This is a genomic window from Vibrio sp. ER1A, from assembly GCF_000733315.1.
Taxonomy (GTDB): Bacteria; Pseudomonadota; Gammaproteobacteria; order Enterobacterales; family Vibrionaceae; genus Vibrio; species Vibrio mediterranei.
This window is the reverse complement of record NZ_JPJA01000092.1, coordinates 105455-120540: the sequence shown is the minus strand read 5'-3', so window position 1 is coordinate 120540 and position 15086 is coordinate 105455. Positions and strand designations below refer to the sequence as shown.

The window sequence follows — 15086 nt, the reverse complement described above, 5'->3', positions numbered from 1 at the left end:
GTTCACTCCTATTCGTTATTACCCTTACCTTCACAGATATGAGTATTAATTATGCATATTGTAGTCTTGACACCACCGCTAACATGAGCACTATTGTGACTCTAGGCAGATAGGAAAGTTCAAAACTTTCTCAGTTTTTTTGTCATTAATCATTCACAATGTGATTTGGCGTCAACTACAATGTTGTCAATTTACAAGAATGGATTACTTAGCTCCTTAACACAATCGCTTTTTCAACGTGTTATCTCGGGTAGGTAATCCTTGATGCAAGTGCCCTTCGCCAGCTGTCTATGCAGCTTCCTATCGCGCACTTTTATCTAGGTAGAGTGATTTTACTCTACGATAGGTCAGGATTTTAAAGTAATTATGAACACAAACCGAGAGCATCTTTGTGATGTTTTAGTCATAGGAAGTGGCGCCGCAGGTTTATCGTTGGCTTTACGAGTCGCCGAACGCGCTAAAGTTATCGTATTAAGTAAAGGCCCAAGAAGTGAAGGGGCGACCTACTACGCCCAGGGTGGCATTGCTGCGGTATTCGATGAGACAGACAGCATCGAGTCTCACGTTAACGATACCAATATCGCTGGAGCCGGGCTTTGTGAACAGGACACCGTTCAGTTTATCGCAGAAAATGCAAAAGAGTGCGTGCAATGGTTAATCGATGGTGGTGTTCCTTTTGACCAAGTAGAGACCGCCAAAGACGAAGAACCTCGTTATCACCTGACTCGTGAAGGTGGTCATAGCCATCGTAGGATTCTGCATGCCGCCGATGCCACAGGCATGGCAATGCAAACCACTCTGCAAGATAACGTTAATAGCCATCCTAATATCGAAATCTTCGAACGCTACAACGCACTAGACCTTATTACTGAAGACAAGGTTGGCGGTGATAAAGACAAAGTGGTTGGCGCCTATATTTGGAACCGCAATAAAGAGCACGTTGAAACGGTACGCGCTAAGTTTGTTGTCTTAGCCACAGGTGGCGCATCAAAAGTGTATCAATACACCTCCAACCCAGATGTCTCATCTGGCGACGGTATCGCTATGGCTTGGCGCTCAGGCTGTCGTGTTGCTAACTTAGAATTCAACCAATTCCACCCAACTTGTCTATTCCACCCTGACGCGCGAAACTTCCTGTTGACGGAAGCTTTACGTGGCGAAGGCGCTTACTTAAAACGCCCTGATGGAACGCGTTTTATGCCCGATTTCGATGAGCGTGAAGAACTTGCTCCTCGTGATGTTGTGGCTCGCGCTATCGACTTCGAGATGAAGCGTCTCGGTGCAGATTGCATGTATTTGGATATCAGCCATAAGCCTGAAGAGTTTATTATTAAACACTTCCCAACCATCCATATGCGCCTTCAAGACCTTGGCATCGATATGACGAAGGAGCCAATTCCAATCGTTCCGGCCGCTCACTATACCTGCGGCGGTGTCATGGTGGATAAGTCTGGTAAAACAGACCTTGAACAGTTGTACGCCATCGGTGAAGTAAGTTATACCGGACTTCACGGTGCGAACCGTATGGCATCAAACTCTCTACTTGAATGTGTGGTCTATGCTTGGGCTGCAGCCAATGACATTCTAGAGAAATTCGACGATGCAGCTCTGGTTGATGGTCTTCCAGCTTGGGATGAAAGCCAAGTTAGCTGTTCTGATGAAGAAGTCATTATTCAACATAATTGGCACGAGTTACGCCTATTTATGTGGGATTACATGGGTATCGTACGCACAGACAAGCGACTAGAGCGAGCACTTCGTCGTATTCAAATGTTGCAACAAGAAACACATGAGTACTACAGCAATTTCAAAGTGTCGAACAACTTACTTGAACTGCGTAACTTACTGCAAGTTGCCGAATTGATGGTGAGATGCGCAATGCAGCGTAAAGAAAGTCGCGGACTGCACTATACTCTCGACTACCCTGATATGTTAGAAAATAGCGGACCAACGATACTATCGCCTCAAGACCAAGCTCCAACGGTCTGATCTGGGGACCTATCTCGTCACCATGATATCGAAGCAGTCACTGATGTGACTGCTTTTTTATTACCAAAATCAAACGACGATACGCCGACTCATCACAACTATCCCGCCAGATTAAGCGCCAGCCATTGTCTTGATCATAAATTCCTATAAGCCAGTAGCGAAAAGCAAGAAAGTAACGGGGGGAGTTAAGCTCGGTATTATTTAATGTGACCAAAGATGACTTCAAGATTAATTGGCCATTTAAGGCAGGATGCAACCAATAAGTCCGACCGAATATAGCGATGACGTAAAGTGTGAGTAAAAGCGGGGCGGACGACGCGATGCAAGTTGCCAATACTAGAATAGTAAGTGAACTATTAATAATCGCAGCGAGACATGAGGGATGAATCTGCAGGTAGGCATTATCGAGCGCAGCCTTACCTGCATGACTTGAAAAGAGCTTAGCGGACCTTGCTGAGGTTATGAGCAACGATTTTATCAACCATAGAGGCGTGTCCTAAGTTTTCACTACGACCATGGCCCATTACCCAAGTAAATAAATCTGGATCGTCACACTCTAACAGAGAGACAAAGTCTTTCTGTTCTTGATCGTTAAGAGTGTCAAAGCATTCCTCAAAGAACGGCATAATCACTACGTCCAGTTCTAACATACCCCGACGACATGCCCACTTAATTCGAGCTTTTTCTTCACTAGAGTACATTCCATTCTCCATCTACAACTAATATCGGCCGAGTGTAACAAGCAAGTTTATCGCTCACCACTGTCTGCATCACACAAACTCTACTTTCATCACAAGATTTCGTGCAACAACATTCAGCTGACAAAATCCATCCTGAAGATTAACATGGGTGATATGTTTACCAACGAGACCAAGAACTATGGATTGGCAACCAAACACACAGGCAATTGAAATAACACCTACCACAGAACTACCCGATTTGTTGTTTACCAAACTGAATCGTTGGGGTGCTCTCGAAATGACCGGCGACGATCGTAAGTCTTACCTTCAAGGTCAGGTTACCTGTGATGTGGTTTCGCTGGAGCAGAATCAATCCACCTTTGGAGCGCATTGTGACGCTAAAGGTAAAGTGTGGAGTGCTTTTAGACTGTGTCACATTGAGAACGGATACGCCATGATTCAACCTCAATCGGCACTAGAGAAAGAACTGACGGAACTCAAGAAATATGCCGTTTTTTCTAAGGTAGAACTCATTATTAGCACCAAAGCACTTATAGGTGTGATGGGAAAAAGCGCTCAACAATGGGTTGATCAACAATTCCCAACCTCTGGTGCTGTGCGCCAAAACAAGGGCAGCACCGCTATTCAAATTAATGATGAGCGTTGGATGCTGTTAGTTGATGGTGACCTGCAATCATTACTTTCTTCTGATTCTGAGTTACTTTGGGTCGCGGAATCACTATGGACCAAGTTCGATATTGAGCAAGGGCTACCTATCTTAGAAGCAGAGCAGCAAAATCAACACATACCTCAAGCCTTGAATTTACAAGCACTAGATGGCATTAGCTTCAATAAAGGCTGCTACACAGGTCAAGAGACCGTCGCAAGAGCGAAATATCGTGGCATCAACAAACGCATGCTGGCAAATGTGAGAGGTCTACTCGATTCTCCACTTAGCGATGACGACATTATTGACATCGAGCGTTCAGTGGGAGAAAACTGGCGCAAGGCCGGAGAGGTACTGGCACATTACCAATACAGCAATGGTGAATTCGTTGCCGCTATGGTTATTGCCAACAATCTCGATGAAGATTCTCAGTTCCGTTTAGCTTCTCAACCCGACAGTCGTTTGAGCCTGGAACTGCCACCTTACCCACTCGACCAAGAGTAAGGGATGATTGATACACGCATAACTGCCTATCTGGATGAACGTGATATTCCCTATAGAGTCTTGATGCAATCCCGTGAGGCAGTATCCATTGAGGATGCTGCCAAATTGCGTGGTATCGAAACTCATAAAATGGTCAAAACCTTGTTACTGCGAGATATGGATAACCAACTTGCCCTTGCCTGCTGTCAGGGCAACAAACAAGTGGATCCGAAAAAAGTACGCGCTTTATTGAATACTCGTCGAATGACCTGTGTTTCCAGTGAACAAGTGGAAGCTCTTACCGGCTTTACTATTGGCACTGTCACTCCCTTGCTGTTAAAAACCCCCATGCCTATCATTTTTGATAATGAATTAAAACAAAACACCTTAGTCACCATCAGCAGCGGGCAACGCATTGCGGGTCTTGAGATAGCGCTCAATGATCTCGTTGCTCACTGTTCTCCTCAATGGTCGGATATCACTCGGTAGCGGTTTCCGTAACCAATCGATGCAAATTAATGTCGTGTGAGATCATAGAAGCGTGAAATGGATCTAATTTAACACTTAGATGTAGTGAGATTTTATACATTTTTTAAGCATAAATAGTCACTGATGTTTTTTTGGGGTATTGTACATATTGTCGCCAGTTAGCACTTCAAGGCTACTTGGTGGCAACACTAGAGTGAATCTCTGCTCAGGCAGTAACTCCACTTTTGTGTAATGCATCTGTGACATTTGGCCCGCTATGCGGGCTTTTTTTTGAGTTCACTTGCTACCTTTCGCACAGTTTCTCCCCTCCATGTCCGGGTTTTGTAAAAGAGTGTGTCCTCGTGACAACTTTTTCTGATTTGCCCGGTCTACATATACGTACCTATTAGTAATAGTCAATGGAACATACAGGTTGCTGATTGCAGAGCGAATAAAAAGCTCGATTCATACCACTGTAATACTAAGCTATTCAAATAGAGCAAAAATCGAGAATGGAAGACCCCAATCGAAGCTTTTGTGCTAGATATCACGGAGATATAGTGACATCGCGATGGAATTGCAAAACGCTCCACAAAACGCTCACTTAGCTGTAGCAGCACGCTCGTAAAGCCCGTGCTATCACACATTTAGATTGAGGTTTTAACTATAATTCGTTCGCTAGGTAACATTATAAGGAAGGCTAAATGAGACTGTTTAAGCGCTATACACCAGGTATGATTGCTAAACATGTGAGTCGACTATTCAGAGGCAGAATCTATATTTATGGTTTAGGCGGATTTGAGTTTGATAATGGAAAGTTGATTATCCCTGAACGCGCCGAAAAACGTCATTTTCAAGCGGTAAAAGAGATAAATCAAGAAGTTATGAAACTCCGCTGTGCATATGCATAAAGAACATTACAATCAAATAACGATAACAACCCTACGCTAAACTTAAGCCCACCAAGATGGGCAACAACTACAACCATCTAAAAGGGGCAGCCAAGCTGCCCCTTTTTTAATCTTTATCTTTAACGCAATGGTTAGCTTTGACTGACTTCTGTCTTTGCTAGTTCTGGTAGGTGTCCCCTCATCCCCAAAGCACGGCTCATAATTTCTTGCTTCGCACCAGGTAACTGTCCTACCAAGCTCATACCGATACCGCGGATAAGTTTCTTCGCAGGGTTATCACCTTCAAACAGGTCTTTAAAGCCTTGCATGGCAGCGATCATTTTAGCCGCCTCCGCTTTACGCCAACGTTCATATTCACGTAGATTGCGCTTGCGGCCAATATCTTTTCCTGCGCGCCATAACTTGAATATTTCTTGTGACAGACTAGCAGCATCAAGTAATCCAAGGTTAACGCCTTGCCCTGCGAGTGGGTGGATAGTGTGTGCAGCATCACCAACAAGCGCAACTCGCTCGGTAACAAAGTCACGTGCATAGCGCATCTTCAAAGGAAAAACTCGTCGCTCAGACTTAACATGGCAAAGACCTAAGCGGCTATCAAATTCAGCGGTCAGCGCTTTGTTGAATTCGGCTTCCGACATTTTGGCAAGTTTCTCAGCTCGTTGAGGCTCGGTTGACCAAACGATAGAACATAGACTGCGATCATCTAATGGTAAAAATGCAAGCGGTCCTTGCGGTGTAAACACTTGTCTCGCAACACAATCATGAAAGTCATCAACTGATATATTTGCAACCAGGGCACTGTGTCCATAATCCCAATGAGTAAGTGGGATATCTTGTTGCTTTCTCACCCATGAGTTGGCACCGTCTGCACCCACTACCAATTTGCTGGTAAATGACTGACCATTATCTAACGTCATCCACACTTCACTTTCACCTACAGCCATTGACTGACAACGATGCGGCATAAAGAGCGTCACGTTATTTTGTCCTTCAACCTGCTCTAGCAAGGCCAACTGAATCACACGATTTTCAACGATATGACCGAGGTCTGGTTGAGACATCTGACTAGCAGAGAACTCAATACGAGCAAAACTGTCCTGCTCCCACACTTCCATCGCGTAATAAGGAGCACAGCGATGTTTTTGAATTGCATCCCATGCGCCGAGGTTTTTCAAGACGGTCTCACTGGCACGGCTTAGTGCTGAGACACGGATATCAGGGTCTCCTGAAATATCTTTGTCTGGAGTATTCCCTTCTACGACTGCGATTCGCAGATCGGTGTCTTTCAGTGCGCGGGCGAGAGCAAGGCCCACCATTCCGCCACCTATGATGGCTAAGTCAAAACTTTGCATATCTCTGTACTACCTATTCACAACTCCAAGTGCTCGATTAAAAATCGGCGACTTAAGCTGTGGAAAATTATCCATTAGCCCTAAACCTAAATTTCGGCCTAATCGAAGGGCAAAAAAGTCATTTGAAAATATGTGTACTAACCCAGACGTCATGGTGATCGTCAGCTCTCGGTCTTGCTGGCGATTGCTTTGGAATCTATTTAGATTAGCGTATTCACCTACATCTTGAAGGCTTTCAAGCAACGAATCGACCAAAGTCGCAATATCGCGAATCCCAAGGTTAAAGCCTTGCCCTGCAATAGGGTGCAGCGTCTGAGCAGCATTACCGACAGCAGCGACTCGATGTTTAACAATTTGTGGTCGATGACGTAGCAAAAGTGGGTAACTGGCAACCGCCCCTACCTTAGTAAAACGACCTAAACGCCAGCCGAACTCTTGTTGAAGAAGGGACAAAAAGTCAGAGTCAGGAAGGTTCACGACTTGCTTCGCACGCTCCGGAGTCATACACCATACTAATGAACTTCGCTCATCAGACATGGGCAACAAGGCTAACGGACCATGTTCGGTGAAACGCTCAAAGGCTCGACCATTTGGGTCTTCACTGGTTTTGACGTTAGCGATGATCGCAACTTGTCCGAAATCATGACTCAGCTGCTCTAAACCTACAGCTTGACAGCTCTTTGAGTCTGCTCCATCAGCAGCCACAAGAAGTTTTGCTTCAAGTAGGCTGACGCTACCAGACTCATCTTTGACTGAGACGGCAACATGATGCTGGTGTTGAACCACATCCTCTACCGAGCAAGGGCAAAGGAAATCAATGTTCAAACTACTGGAGAGTTTTTGATTAAATCGGCGCCCTAGCTCCGCAAGTTCGACCACATACCCCATTGCCTTTAACCCTTCTTTCGCCGCGTAGAAGTCAGTCATGGCGGCGTGACCGCGATCTGAGACATGAATATGAGTAATAGGTGTGGCATGGTCTTGAATCAATGACCACAACTGATATTTCTTGAGAATCTCTACGGTCCCATGGGAAAGAGCGATAGAACGAGCATCGAAACCAGGGTGCGACTGACTGTCCGAAAGAAATGGTTCGATAACAGCAATCTTCAACGCATGATTACTGCAGTAGTCGAGAGCCATAGCTAGAGTCGCCCCTGCCATTGCTCCTCCTGCAATTACAACATCATACTTATTTGACACTGCCTTTCTCCTTGATAAGACGGACGAACTAATTAGTGAATAGTCGGTGTTTCTGACGGTTTACTTGGTTTTACGCCAAACTCAGCATGAATGGTCAATGCACACGCTTTTACGTGCTCGATTACCTGCTCTAAAAGCTGAGCTTGTTCTTCTAGATCATCATCTTCATCGATGCCCAGTCTTGCGATTTCTTCCAAATCAGCAAGCGCTTCTTTGGCATCAGCAGATGCCTTTTTTAGAGGCGCATTAATTAAGCCCAGTCCGGAAATAAAGTGGTTTACCCATTCACTTAAACCATCGGCAATTTCAAAGACACTTGCTTCAACCTCTTCTCCAGGAATAAACAATGAAAGTTCAAAGCCCTGTTCTGCCGTCAGTTCTTTGATTGAAAAAGCGAGTAGAGATTTCGCCGTCGCCAGATTGGATTGCGGCCACCCCATACCATCATTGGTGTAATCGAAAATAAGTGGCTGCCAGCTGTCATCGTTCAGCCCCAATCCACCACTTACCATCCCCACGAGCAAGCCATGAAGTTCCGCTGGCGATACCGCCAATCCCGCTTGTTGCAGCTCAGTGGCAATCGTAATGTAATTAGGTAGTGTTGTTTCACTCATAGCAATACTCGTTTCAATGAATTAGCACCATGTTTATGAATAAGCTCGCTATTCATAACATAGATTTTTGAATCTGACCTGCAATGCTATCACTTCCCACCTCCGGCGAAAACGCCATCCCACACGTTTCTGAGTAGCTTTTGTGCGAATTGTCGATTTCGTGTGTTGTTAGCCACGCAATTAGCACCGACACTACAGAAAAGCTTGAATCTTAATGCTCGTTTACCTATAGTTTCTTCCTCAACATTACCTAATGTGGTGATACTTAAAAGAGTTCTTGTCATTATGGAAAATCAAGCTGTCGAAGTCGAAATCTTGGGAAAATTGACACGGGTGAATTGCCCCCCAGATCAGAGAGAAATCCTGATTAAAGCAGCCCAAGACCTAGATAATCGATTGCAAGAAATGTCCCAAAGGACTAAAGTAACCAACGAGCTTAAACTGCTTACCATTGCGGCATTGAACATGTCGTATGAACTCAATAATCGTAGCGATGAGTCACAACAAGAAGTGGCACAAATGAACGAGCGTATGGAACAGCTCGCCGCATCTCTAGAAGATGCAATTAGTAAAGTAAAGCAAGGACAGCAAACCTAATTTTACCCTGGGGTGTACGTCAGTGGATTTAAGTCCCTGAGCCGATAAGCAATACCAAAGGGTTAGTATTTGATAACTATTGAGCAAGCTCGGCTCGTACCGAGAAGCCTACGGTTAACATTGCTGATCCGCCTTGAACCAGCTGGTTCAAGGGCCACAATCCTCAACGGCACTCTGGGGTATTCCTAATGTCTCTTTCTACAAGACAACAAATACGTACTCTTGTACGCTCTCGTCGCCAATCGATAAACCAAGATCTACAAGCCATCTACGCCAATAACTTAATGACAAGAGTTGGCGAATTGAGCATCCTTAGTACCGCCAGAAAAGTCGCGTTGTACCTAGCCACAGATGGTGAACTGGATACGTTACCGACCATTCAATGGTTTTGGCAACAGGGTATCGAAACCTATTTGCCAGTGATTCATCCCTTCTCAAAAGGTCAGTTACTTTTCCTACGCTACGCTCAAGATACGCCTTTAGTCCTCAATCAATATAAGATTTTAGAGCCCAAGCTTGATCAGCGAGCTATTTGTCCTGTGTCCGAGTTGGATATTATCTTTACTCCTTTGGTCGCCTTTGATGATTCAGGTCAACGCTTAGGCATGGGAGGTGGATACTATGATCGAACGTTAGCTCCTTGGGAAAACACTGATTTAGGGCCGACTGCTATTGGCCTTGCGCATGATTGCCAACGAGTAGACACACTGCCTAGCGAGTCATGGGACATTCCACTAGCCACCATAGTCACACCAAGTAAGATCTGGCACTGGAACAAATAGCTTCCTACTTCACCTCCAAAGAGAAATAGAGCAATCGATTGCTGTTTTTCGCAGTTTTTTGTCATATCACTATTTTTTCAGCGCATTTGTCGCCGAAATTGATATATAATTCGCCCGCATTTTCACCTTAAATCAAAACTGGGATTCAACCATGACTCAAGACGAGATGAAGAAAGCTGCTGGTTGGGCGGCGCTAAAGTATGTCGAAAAAGATAGCATTGTTGGTGTTGGCACAGGCTCAACTGTAAACCACTTCATTGATGCACTAGGCACAATCAAAGAAGATATCAAAGGTGCAGTATCCAGTTCGATTGCTTCAACAGAGAAGCTAGAAGCGCTAGGCATTGAAGTCTTCGACTGCAACGATGTGGCTTATCTTGATGTTTACGTTGATGGCGCAGATGAAATCAACCCAACTCGTGACATGATCAAGGGCGGTGGTGCAGCACTAACACGTGAGAAGATCGTAGCCGCTATCTCAGACAAGTTTGTATGTATCGTTGATGGTACTAAGGCCGTTGATGTTCTTGGCCAGTTCCCACTACCTGTAGAAGTTATTCCAATGGCACGTTCTTACGTGGCTCGCGAACTAGTGAAACTTGGTGGTGACCCGGTTTACCGTGAAGGCGTGATTACAGACAACGGTAACGTCATTTTAGACGTACACGGTATGCAAATCACTGATGCTAAAGATATGGAAGACAAGATCAACGCTCTAGCAGGCGTGGTAACGGTAGGTTTATTTGCACACCGTGGCGCTGATGTGATCATTACTGGCACTCCAGAAGGTGCAAAAATCGAAGAATAATGACTAAACGGGTTCTAATAGTACCTAGCAAAGCTGGTCAATATATTAAACGCGATTACGTCATTAGACTACAAACGGCACCTTAGGTGCCGTTTTTTCGTTTTTCTATAAGAAAATTATGCCTTATTCCGTAATTTTCTTACCCAACGTACAACTTTTTTGTTACTTTATTGGTCACAAGACGCACAAGGAAAACGTTTGCCTCAAGCAGTTGGAAGCTCCCTCCTCGATATTCTCACTGTCAAATGTGCGCTAATTAAGCCCGAATTTCCCATGTTAAGGATGAGTTAAATGGCCAAAGTTTCACTGGAAAAAGATAAGATAAAGATTCTGCTACTTGAAGGTTTACATCCATCTTCAGTAGAAGTTTTGCAAGCGGCTGGATACACCAATATCACCTATCATAAAGGCTCCTTACCAGAAGAAGAGCTGATTGAAGCCGTTAAAGACGTTCACTTTATCGGGATTCGTTCACGAACTAACCTGACTGAAGAAGTGATTAATGCCGCAGACAAATTAGTCGCAATCGGCTGTTTCTGTATTGGTACCAACCAGGTTAACCTTGATGCTGCTGCGAAACGTGGCGTCCCTGTTTTCAACGCACCATTTTCTAACACGCGAAGTGTTGCAGAATTGGTTCTTGGTCAAATCCTGTTACTACTGCGCGGTATCCCTGAGAAAAATGCCCTTGCCCATCGTGGAATCTGGAAGAAGAGTGCCGATAACTCATACGAAGCGCGTGGTAAGCGACTCGGTATCATTGGCTACGGTCACATCGGTACCCAGCTTGGCATTATTGCTGAAAACTTAGGTATGCGTGTGTACTTCTACGATATTGAGAACAAACTATCACTTGGTAATGCAACTCAGGTTCATACCATGACTGAGCTACTCAATAAGTGTGATGTTATCTCTCTGCATGTGCCAGAGACCCCAGGAACCAAGAATATGATGGGAGCCGCTGAGTTTGAAAGAATGAAGCCGGGTGCCATCTTCATTAACGCTGCTCGTGGCACAGTAGTGGATATCCCTGCTCTTTGCGATTCCCTCGAAGCAGGTCACCTTGCAGGGGCTGCAATTGACGTATTCCCTGAAGAACCAAAGACCAATGCAGACCCATTTGAGTCTCCATTGATGAAATTCGATAATGTGATCCTAACGCCGCACGTCGGTGGCTCTACGCAAGAAGCTCAGGAGAACATCGGTGTAGAAGTGGCTGGAAAACTGGCGAAATATTCTGACAATGGCTCAACGCTTTCAAGTGTTAACTTCCCAGAAGTATCACTGCCAGAGCACACCGAGTGTTCACGACTATTGCACATTCACAAAAACCGCCCTGGTATTCTAACTCAGATAAACACCATCTTTGCGGATGAAGGTATCAACATTGCAGGTCAATATTTGCAGACAGCTTCAGATATCGGTTATGTGGTTATTGATGTCGAAACAGCACGCTCTGAAGAAGCGCTGGCTAAGCTAAAGTTGATTGAAGGCACACTACGAGCTCGTATTCTGCACTAAGCGAACAACAGCTAAAAAAACGCCCTGACTAGTCAGGGCGTTTTTTTATTTTCCAATTTGATAGGTAACATCCACTCGGTCACGAATAGTGATTACCGAATCTTGATAGCTATTAGACTCCATTTTACTATCCATCGCCATACTGCGCATCACTACGGGTTGGTTCATCGGTTGACGATATTCAATGCGCCATACTTTGCCAAGATTTTGATCAAATCCTTTCGCTAAAGAAGCAGCTTTGCTTTGCGCATCTTTAATGGCCGCCATGCGTGCCGCTTCCTGGTATTGACCTTGGTCTTTCACTTTAAGTTGAATGTTGTCAACTTGGTTAATCCCTGATTCAAGCGCAAGATCGAGATAGTTATTAAGATTCTCTAAGTCCATCACCTGAACAGTCACTGTACGCGATGCACGATAGCCAACCAACTCAGGTTTACCTTTTTCTGGATAATGGTACTGAGGCGATAAGTACAGGTTTGAGCTCTGAATATCTTTCTTTTCGATGCCTTCAGACATCAAGCCAGAAAGAAACTTGTCTACCACAGAGTCAACACCTTGTTTTGCTTGGTCAGCATTCATTTGAGACTGTACAACTCGCACTGAAAACTCTGCCATATCTGGTGTTGCCTCTATCTCACCATAACCCGTGGTCGAGATATGAGGGAAATCCGGTTGGTTAGCAAAAACTGGCGCAGCAAACAGGGCAACCACTAATGTACCTAGTGCAAATGAGCGTTTCATTGAAGAATCCTCGTTCTGTTTTTAACCTTTATACTCAAGATTAGGCATAAGTTGAGAATATAGGTTCCCTAAAAAGTAAACACTGACACAAACATGACGTTCCACTACTGAGGCAAGTACTGTCTCGCGTGACTAATAATGGCGTCTGAAACCTCACCAAGCACCCCACTTTCAAGTTGCCAGTGGTGCCAATAAATTTGATGAGACAGCAAAATATTAGGCGTAAGCTCAATTAACGCCCCCGATGCCAGTTCATCTTGAATTTGTAACTTGGGGATAAGACAGTAAGCCACACCGGCGACCGCAAGCTTCACAAAGGCTTCTGAGCTGCGCACCGTATGTTTGAGTATGCTGCCCGGCATAATATTAAAGTGTTGATTAACAAATCGCTGATGCATCTTATCATGTTGGTCAAAAGCCACTGCTGGCGCTTTAATTAAACTTTCTCGGTTCACTCCTTGGCTGAAGTAGCGTTTAATAAAGCTTGGGCTTGCCACACAAAGATAATCGACTCGCCCTAAATAGTCAGCCACACACCCAGGGATAGATTGCGACTCTAAACTTATTGCGCCGACTACTTCACCGTTTTTGAGCTTTTCGATGGTGCGACCTTCATCATCAACAATGAGATTGAGCTCAACTCGTTTCGCTTCCAAAAGCGGAAACAAACTCGGAAGCAGCCACGTCGCCAAGCTATCAGCGTTGGTTGCTAATGACACTGAAAGCGGTTTATCCCCCAAGTCAGCCGCGAGTTCTGGCACCAGTTCTTGCTCAAGTAGCCGCACTCGACGATATAAGCCTAAGAGCTTTTTCCCTACAGCGGTCGGTCTTGGTGGCTGCTCTCGAACAAGGACAGGCTGAGCCAGCCATTTTTCTAATTGCTTAACTCGCTGAGACACGGCAGACTGAGAAATATACAGGTGTTCTGCCGCTTTATCGAAGCTTCGTTGCTCAACAATTGCGTCCAACGCTTCGATCCATTTGTAATCTAATCCGCGCATAAATCGCCCTCTTTTTCATCGCTTTGATTACAAATCACACATCATAAGTATGACTTATTTCTCATTAATATTATTAACTATCCTAATCATAAACGAATCGCTATTCTCACGCTCTCTTTTATGCTGCGGTGAGGAAATTAAAGTGAATTTTTGGGTGCTTCTTCAAGGTTTCGGATTGGGCGCGACAATGATTATCCCAATTGGCGCTCAGAACGCTTACGTTTTAAATCAAGGAATTAAGCGTAATCATCATCTTACGACGGCAACGGTTTGTAGCCTGCTAGATATGACGTTTATCTCTTTGGGGATCTTCGGTGGCGGTGCGATATTATCACAAAATGAACTGTTGCTTACCGGGGTAACGTTAGGCGGCATTGCATTTTTAACTGGCTATGGTCTGCTCTCTCTAAAGAGCGCTTTTAAAAAGCCATCGGCTCAAGAGTCTTCAGGTGAAGTCTTAGCTCGCGGTCGCCGCACTGTCGTTCTAGGAGCATTAGCGGTTACGGTATTAAATCCTCACCTGTATCTGGATACCGTGGTCATTCTAGGCTCCATTGGTGGTCAGTTTGAAGGAAATGATCGTATCGCTTTTGCAATTGGTACTGTACTCGCATCGTTTGTTTGGTTTTATTCCTTATCACTTGGCGCCGCAAAACTGGGACCAACCTTGTCTAAACCAAAAGTGAAGAAAGGTATCGACTTGGCAGTGGCCGCTATGATGTTTACTATCGCCTTGCTACTGACTAAAGGATTGATGGCCTAACGATGGATAATACCCAGCAGATATATTTGACCAATGTCGCCCTACTCAATGAGCATGCTATTTCATTTAATCAATGGCAACATGAGCCTATTCTCGACTTTGCCACTGATGAACGAATTGCCAAAGAGCTAGGATGGACAGGCACTCATAGTAAGAGTCTATTTTTGAAGAAGAAAGGAGGCGGGTTTGCACTCTTTCTCACCGATAAAGATACCCGACTCGACAAAGCTCTATTGAAGCAAGCGGTGGGGAAGCGCACTTCAATTTGCAGCAACGAAGATATGACTGAACAAATAGGTTGTGTACCAGGAGCGGTCTGTCCTATTGGGTTACCAGACGAGATAATGATTGTCGTTGATAAGGCTTTGTTTTCAGCTCAGGAAGTCTTATACACCCCGGGGTTACCTGAATGGACTTTCGGTTTGTCAGGAACAGATTTACAACGAGTACTGTCTCTGCTGCCCAATGACATCATAGAAATAGACATGAAAAAAGGTGAAGCATAA

General features: G+C 44.8%; 16 protein-coding genes and 1 other RNA gene. 11 read left to right on the top strand and 6 right to left on the bottom strand.

Annotated features, from left to right (window positions below; genetic code table 11):
* Positions 1 to 366: 366 nt before the first annotated feature.
* Entirely contained in the window at positions 367 to 1989 is a 1623-nt protein-coding gene (gene nadB / locus HW45_RS19130; RefSeq protein WP_006075515.1) for an L-aspartate oxidase, read from the top strand.
* A gap of 440 nt (positions 1990 to 2429) precedes the next feature.
* Here the strand turns inward: nadB and HW45_RS19125 are convergent, their stop codons facing one another.
* Positions 2430 to 2690 carry an FAD assembly factor SdhE gene (locus tag HW45_RS19125; RefSeq protein WP_006075514.1) on the bottom strand — a complete coding sequence of 87 codons (261 nt, stop codon included), beginning with the start codon at positions 2688 to 2690 and terminating at the stop codon, positions 2430 to 2432.
* A gap of 178 nt (positions 2691 to 2868) precedes the next feature.
* On the opposite strand from HW45_RS19125, the gene ygfZ reads away from it, so the two are divergent.
* The 3 genes from ygfZ (at position 2869) to HW45_RS19110 (ending at position 5198) form a co-directional block, all read left to right on the top strand.
* Positions 2869 to 3840 carry a tRNA-modifying protein YgfZ gene (gene ygfZ / locus HW45_RS19120; RefSeq protein WP_038228969.1) on the top strand — a complete coding sequence of 324 codons (972 nt, stop codon included), beginning with the start codon at positions 2869 to 2871 and terminating at the stop codon, positions 3838 to 3840.
* A 3-nt stretch (positions 3841 to 3843) separates the two neighbouring features.
* Positions 3844 to 4308, top strand: coding sequence for an aminoacyl-tRNA deacylase (locus tag HW45_RS19115; protein ID WP_038228967.1), 465 nt, complete (start codon positions 3844 to 3846; stop codon positions 4306 to 4308).
* 683 nt (positions 4309 to 4991) lie between these two features.
* Positions 4992 to 5198: a DUF1107 domain-containing protein gene (locus tag HW45_RS19110; protein WP_006075511.1), complete on the top strand. Its 207-nt coding sequence runs from the start codon at positions 4992 to 4994 to the stop codon at positions 5196 to 5198.
* 131 nt (positions 5199 to 5329) lie between these two features.
* On the opposite strand, the gene HW45_RS19105 is transcribed toward HW45_RS19110, so the two are convergent.
* From HW45_RS19105 to HW45_RS19095, 3 genes are read right to left on the bottom strand one after another with little or no spacing between them, the layout of a single operon-like run.
* Positions 5330 to 6550 carry an FAD-dependent 2-octaprenylphenol hydroxylase gene (locus HW45_RS19105; RefSeq protein ID WP_038228965.1) on the bottom strand — a complete coding sequence of 407 codons (1221 nt, stop codon included), beginning with the start codon at positions 6548 to 6550 and terminating at the stop codon, positions 5330 to 5332.
* Positions 6551 to 6559: 9 nt separating this feature from the next.
* The gene (gene ubiH, locus HW45_RS19100; RefSeq protein WP_038228963.1) at positions 6560 to 7753 is read right to left on the bottom strand and encodes a 2-octaprenyl-6-methoxyphenyl hydroxylase; all 1194 of its coding nucleotides are present in this window, start codon (positions 7751 to 7753) and stop codon (positions 6560 to 6562) included.
* A 32-nt stretch (positions 7754 to 7785) separates the two neighbouring features.
* Positions 7786 to 8367, bottom strand: a complete 582-nt coding sequence (locus tag HW45_RS19095) for a YecA/YgfB family protein (RefSeq protein WP_038228961.1) — start codon at positions 8365 to 8367, stop codon at positions 7786 to 7788.
* A 285-nt stretch (positions 8368 to 8652) separates the two neighbouring features.
* Between HW45_RS19095 and HW45_RS19090 the strand changes: the two genes are divergently transcribed.
* The 5 genes from HW45_RS19090 (at position 8653) to serA (ending at position 12075) form a co-directional block, all read left to right on the top strand.
* Positions 8653 to 8964 (top strand): cell division protein ZapA, encoded by a 312-nt coding sequence (locus HW45_RS19090; RefSeq protein WP_038228959.1) that lies wholly within the window; start codon positions 8653 to 8655, stop codon positions 8962 to 8964.
* Between the two features lies 1 nt (position 8965).
* Positions 8966 to 9149: non-coding RNA, 6S RNA (ssrS, locus tag HW45_RS28990), on the top strand.
* Between the two features lie 3 nt (positions 9150 to 9152).
* Positions 9153 to 9746 (top strand): 5-formyltetrahydrofolate cyclo-ligase, encoded by a 594-nt coding sequence (locus HW45_RS19085; RefSeq protein WP_038228956.1) that lies wholly within the window; start codon positions 9153 to 9155, stop codon positions 9744 to 9746.
* A 151-nt stretch (positions 9747 to 9897) separates the two neighbouring features.
* On the top strand, positions 9898 to 10554 hold the full coding sequence (gene rpiA / locus HW45_RS19080) for a ribose-5-phosphate isomerase RpiA (protein WP_006075606.1): 657 nt from the start codon (positions 9898 to 9900) through the stop codon (positions 10552 to 10554).
* 291 nt (positions 10555 to 10845) lie between these two features.
* Positions 10846 to 12075, top strand: coding sequence for a phosphoglycerate dehydrogenase (gene serA, locus HW45_RS19075; RefSeq protein ID WP_031493620.1), 1230 nt, complete (start codon positions 10846 to 10848; stop codon positions 12073 to 12075).
* A 45-nt stretch (positions 12076 to 12120) separates the two neighbouring features.
* Here serA and HW45_RS19070 read toward each other — a convergent pair whose 3' ends face one another.
* Together HW45_RS19070 and HW45_RS19065 are read right to left on the bottom strand one after the other, a co-directional pair.
* Complete coding sequence (locus HW45_RS19070) at positions 12121 to 12816, bottom strand: oxidative stress defense protein (RefSeq protein ID WP_038228953.1); 696 nt, start codon at positions 12814 to 12816, stop codon at positions 12121 to 12123.
* A 104-nt stretch (positions 12817 to 12920) separates the two neighbouring features.
* Entirely contained in the window at positions 12921 to 13817 is an 897-nt protein-coding gene (locus HW45_RS19065) for a LysR family transcriptional regulator ArgP (RefSeq protein WP_006075602.1), read from the bottom strand.
* Positions 13818 to 13959: 142 nt separating this feature from the next.
* On the opposite strand from HW45_RS19065, the gene HW45_RS19060 reads away from it, so the two are divergent.
* The gene (locus tag HW45_RS19060; RefSeq protein WP_038228950.1) at positions 13960 to 14580 is read left to right on the top strand and encodes a LysE/ArgO family amino acid transporter; all 621 of its coding nucleotides are present in this window, start codon (positions 13960 to 13962) and stop codon (positions 14578 to 14580) included.
* A 2-nt stretch (positions 14581 to 14582) separates the two neighbouring features.
* Positions 14583 to 15086 (top strand): YbaK/EbsC family protein, encoded by a 504-nt coding sequence (locus HW45_RS19055; RefSeq protein ID WP_038228947.1) that lies wholly within the window; start codon positions 14583 to 14585, stop codon positions 15084 to 15086.